This is a genomic window from Neisseria sp. P0009.S007 (assembly GCF_051962515.1).
Genome location: NZ_JBQCVF010000146.1, coordinates 1 through 4,000, shown reverse-complemented (window position 1 = coordinate 4,000; position 4,000 = coordinate 1). Strand labels below are relative to the sequence as shown.

Annotated in this window: 5 protein-coding genes; all 5 read right to left on the bottom strand. The window is 43.5% G+C overall.

Annotation, left to right across the window (positions count from 1 at the left end; translation table 11 throughout):
* A partial coding sequence (locus tag ACTHS3_RS10585; protein WP_440367928.1) for a DUF6531 domain-containing protein occupies nucleotides 1-134 on the bottom strand: 134 nt, incomplete at its 3' end.
* A 292-nt stretch (nucleotides 135-426) separates the two neighbouring features.
* A complete protein-coding gene (locus ACTHS3_RS10580; protein ID WP_198921340.1) occupies nucleotides 427-1,023 on the bottom strand; it encodes an SMI1/KNR4 family protein in 597 nt (198 codons plus the stop codon).
* A 21-nt stretch (nucleotides 1,024-1,044) separates the two neighbouring features.
* The gene (locus ACTHS3_RS10575) at nucleotides 1,045-2,175 is read right to left on the bottom strand and encodes an RHS repeat-associated core domain-containing protein (protein WP_440367927.1); all 1,131 of its coding nucleotides are present in this window, start codon (nucleotides 2,173-2,175) and stop codon (nucleotides 1,045-1,047) included.
* Between the two features lie 53 nt (nucleotides 2,176-2,228).
* Nucleotides 2,229-2,681 carry a hypothetical protein gene (locus ACTHS3_RS10570; protein ID WP_039862584.1) on the bottom strand — a complete coding sequence of 151 codons (453 nt, stop codon included), beginning with the start codon at nucleotides 2,679-2,681 and terminating at the stop codon, nucleotides 2,229-2,231.
* A 53-nt stretch (nucleotides 2,682-2,734) separates the two neighbouring features.
* Nucleotides 2,735-3,928, bottom strand: a complete 1,194-nt coding sequence (locus tag ACTHS3_RS10565; protein WP_107737641.1) for an RHS repeat-associated core domain-containing protein — start codon at nucleotides 3,926-3,928, stop codon at nucleotides 2,735-2,737.
* Nucleotides 3,929-4,000 lie beyond the last annotated feature (72 nt).

Below are 4,000 nucleotides of genomic sequence, written 5' to 3'. Positions count from 1 at the left end.
GAGAACGGCAGCGACCAACCCTGTCCCAGCCAGCCGTTGCCTATTTGGTCGGAATAGTAGCTGCGCTGCCAAACAAGTGGAAGCGGGGAGTCAAATGCAAAGTCGGTCTCTGTATCGTCAAATAGGACTTTGATACTGTAACTAAATAGAGGCCGTCTGAAAAACTAACTTTCAGACGGCCTCTATTTCAACCAGCGTTGCAACCGATAACGGGGATTGGATTGTTAAAGAACGGAGGTTTCAGACGGCCTCAAAAGGATATTGAGGCCGTCTGAAAACCGAAAAACCCGCGTACTTGCTTTGAGGCACGCACGCTACCTGCAAATTCAGGAATTTATGCGGGCTACGATTTGCTAATCAAAGCTAGAAATATATAATTCAGTTTACATATTACATATATCTTTAGGCACATAATATTTCAAACAATTATTCTTCTTCTAAGACCATACGATTAAAACAGTCATACAAATCTTCTCCGACTAAATACATATTTTGCATCTTTACTTCTTCAGGCATAGTTTTTCCAAAATCATCAAAATAATCTTCTTCATCCCATTCGTTTTCATGGTACCAATAAAAAATTTTTCCTATTTTTTCCCCTTTTATACAAAGACATATCCTATCTCCGTAGTTATTCTCAGCAATAGGTAAAAAATTCGTAGGAATCCTATTTTCCATTTTTTTTATAGCATTGCTCAATGAATAGCCAGTTTGATACGATTCCCCTTCTCCATAGAAACAACCAAATTCCCCTTTCTTTATTACAACATTTTCTATCGGTGAATCAGGGGGATAACAATAGCTTGGTAGTCCATTGTCATACATGGTTAATTTATAAAATACTTCATTTAGATATGTCTCTCCTCCAAAACACGTCAAATAATCTAAATAATCAGAAAATTCTTTTCTATCAATATCTAGAAATTTTGACATTATTTCTCGTGATAAAGGAGCGAAAGGCTTTGCTCCGACCCTTACAACTCCACCCATTTTTTCTATTAAAGTTTGCATTCTTGTGCTCATAATGTTTACTCCAGTTAAAGGTTATGGACATGTTTTTCCGATTTTCTTCTTATTACGCATGACACTTGCAGGACCAGTATGCCTAATGCCACTATGTAAATCTCTCGGTATTATTTGCGCCGTATTTCTACTTGAATGATGTAAGTCAAGACGATTGTCCGTCAAATATTTTTGGGTATCTTGGACAGACCATCCCATCTTATCTGCTAAAGCCCTTCTCATTCTTGTGAAATCTTTATCTGGGTCACCCGTCATACCGGTAACTTTAAACCCTTTGGGCCCTTTACCAGATGAAGACCAAGGAGTTTTTGCCCAAGGAGAAAAGTCTGGTCTACCACCTCTGTAATTAATAGAATCACCAACATTGAGTCCCAAATCTTGTGGGTTATTTGGTGTAAAGCGAGAATGTCCTCTTTCTCCCGCCCAAGTTCCGTCCCTAGGTAGCCTCCAGCCCGCTGGTTTGGGTGTTCCTTTTTTCCAATATGCCCAACCCAATGGGTCAACCCAAGCCTGTGTACTTGGCGCAAAAGCATACAGATTCTCCCCACCCAACAACCCAATCGGATCCTGATTCACAAACCGACCTGCCTCAGGCTCGTAATACCGCATCAGGTTGTAATGCAGCCCCGTCTCTTCATCGAAGTACTGGTTTTGCAGTCTGAACGGCTGGTGCGCGTTCCGATAAACGCGTTCATCCTTTTTCAGACGACCCCAGGCGGTGTATTCGCCGTACCACAAGAGATTGCCGTGAATGTCGGTCATCTCGCGCGGTATGCCGATTTGATCATTGTGGAAATAGGCGAGGTATTGTTTGCCGTCTTTGGCGTTGTCAAAAATTTGCGCCAGCGGTTCGTAGCTGTCTTGGTCGGTGTAGATATAGGTGTAGCTGCCTTTGTAGGTGTACTCCTGCAATAGGCGGCTGCCGTCCCAGACGAAATGGGTGCGTTTCGGGTCGGTGCTGGTCCAAGCGAGTTTGTCTTGGCGCTCTTTGGAGAGCCTTCGTCCGAACGGGTCGTAGGCATATTCCCAAATCTCGGTATTACCGGTGGGCTTTTTGATTTCGGCGCGGACGAGTTGGTTTTCTAAATCGTATTGGTAATATTGGTTTTCGCCATTGGGCAGCTGGCGGTAGATCAGGTTGTTAAAGAACAAATGTTTCAGACGACCTCAAAGAAGGTTTTGAGGTCGTCTGAAAATATCGAATCTTACTTTTTGTTTTTTTTCTTAGGATTTAGTTCTTCTTTACGCTGCTTATAAAACTGCCAATATTTTTTGTCCTCGATACTGAATGGATAATATCCAGCATCGTTATAAGCTATATCGAAATATTGATAAGCATCATCATATTTTTCAATATCATAATAAAAAATACCGCCTAATAGATATGTTCCTGCATTAGTTGTTCCTAAATCGGCAACACTCAAAGCAATAGTCAGCCATTCCTCAGCCTGTTCATATTTTTGATGTTTATAATATAACTCAAATAAGGCAATCGTAACCATTGTAGTTGGATGCGCCCATTGAGTTACTGGCTTAGGTATTAGCTCAAATGCTTCTTTTAATAATTTTTCTTGTTCCGAAAAAGATTTATTATAAGCTTCGCAAACTAAATCATTAATTTTTGATTCCAATTCTGGATTAACTGCATCTAAATTCATAGCATACAACTCCTCAATTAAAATAAACAATGTTAAGTGTAGATTCTATAATATCAATGGCCATAATCAGATTTCTGTCTAGGCCCGATTGGTTTATCCATATCATACCTACTTCGGTTTTTTGCGCCGCGGGAGCAATTTCCCCCTTTACCGGCACCTTTTTCAAGCCGATAGTTATTTGGATCTCTCATCCACGATCTAACTTCAGGCGATTTTTTACCAAAAAATTTTCCTCTTCTATTCCAATAATCCACAGCATCTTCGCCTGCATGCCCCATATGAGCAGACCTAACAGGCTGCCATGATTTAGTTGGAGTATCCCAAAATTGGGCAGAGCTAGGAATATCGCTTACACGTCTTAAATTACTAATCTGCTCAGCCGACATACCACGTAGCTCCTTAGCACTTAACATGCGCTGCATTACAGCCCTACCAGTGGTACTCACTTTTGATGGCGTTTTACCTACTGTAGCTAACCTGTTACGAGAAAGTCCCAACGGATCAATCCAACTTTGAGCATTTACAGCAAACTGATAAAGGTTATCCCCTGCGCCCAGCAACCCAATCGGGTCCTGATTCACAAACCGCCCCGCCTCAGGCTCGTAATAGCGCATCAGGTTGTAATGCAGCCCCGTCTCTTCATCATAATACTGGTTTTGCAGTCTGAACGGCTGATGCGCATCCTTGTAAACCCGCCCGTCCTTTTTCAGACGACCCCAAGCGGTATATTCGCCGTACCATAACAGATTGCCGTGGACGTCGGTCATCTCGCGCGGTATGCCGATTTGATCGGTATGGAAATAGGCGAGGTATTGGGTTTCGTCTTGGTTGTCGTAGAAGACTTGGGCTAAGGGTTCGTAGCTGTCTTGGTCGGTGTAGATATAGGTATAGCTGCCTTTGTAGGTGTACTCCTGCAACAAGCGGCTGCCTTCCCAGACGAAGTGGGTGCGTTTCGGGTCGGTACTCGTCCAGGCAAGTTTGTCTTGGCGCTCTTTGGAAAGGCGTCTTCCGAACGGGTCGTAGGCGTAGGTCCAAATTTCGGTATTGCCTGCTGCTTTTTTGATTTCGGCGCAGACGAGTTGGTTTTCTAAATCGTATTGGTAATATTGGTTTTCGCCGTCGGGCAGCTGGCGGTAGATCAGGTTGCCCAATGCATCGTAGGTGTATTCGATGCCGTTGTATTCTTTGAGGCGGTTACCGCTGCTAAGGTTGCCGCCCTTTCCTTCGGCGGCTTTGTCGGAAAGGATGTTGTGGGCGGGGTCGAAGGCGAAGGTTTCGCTGCGGCCGGTTTGGCTGTTGCGGGCTTCTTGAATGCGTCC

Coding starts and splice junctions, on each gene's coding strand:
- ACTHS3_RS10570 (WP_039862584.1), bottom strand. CDS start 2,681: ATGAATTTAGATGCAGTTAATCCAGAATTGGAATCAAAAATTAATGAT.
- ACTHS3_RS10580 (WP_198921340.1), bottom strand. CDS start 1,023: ATGAGCACAAGAATGCAAACTTTAATAGAAAAAATGGGTGGAGTTGTA.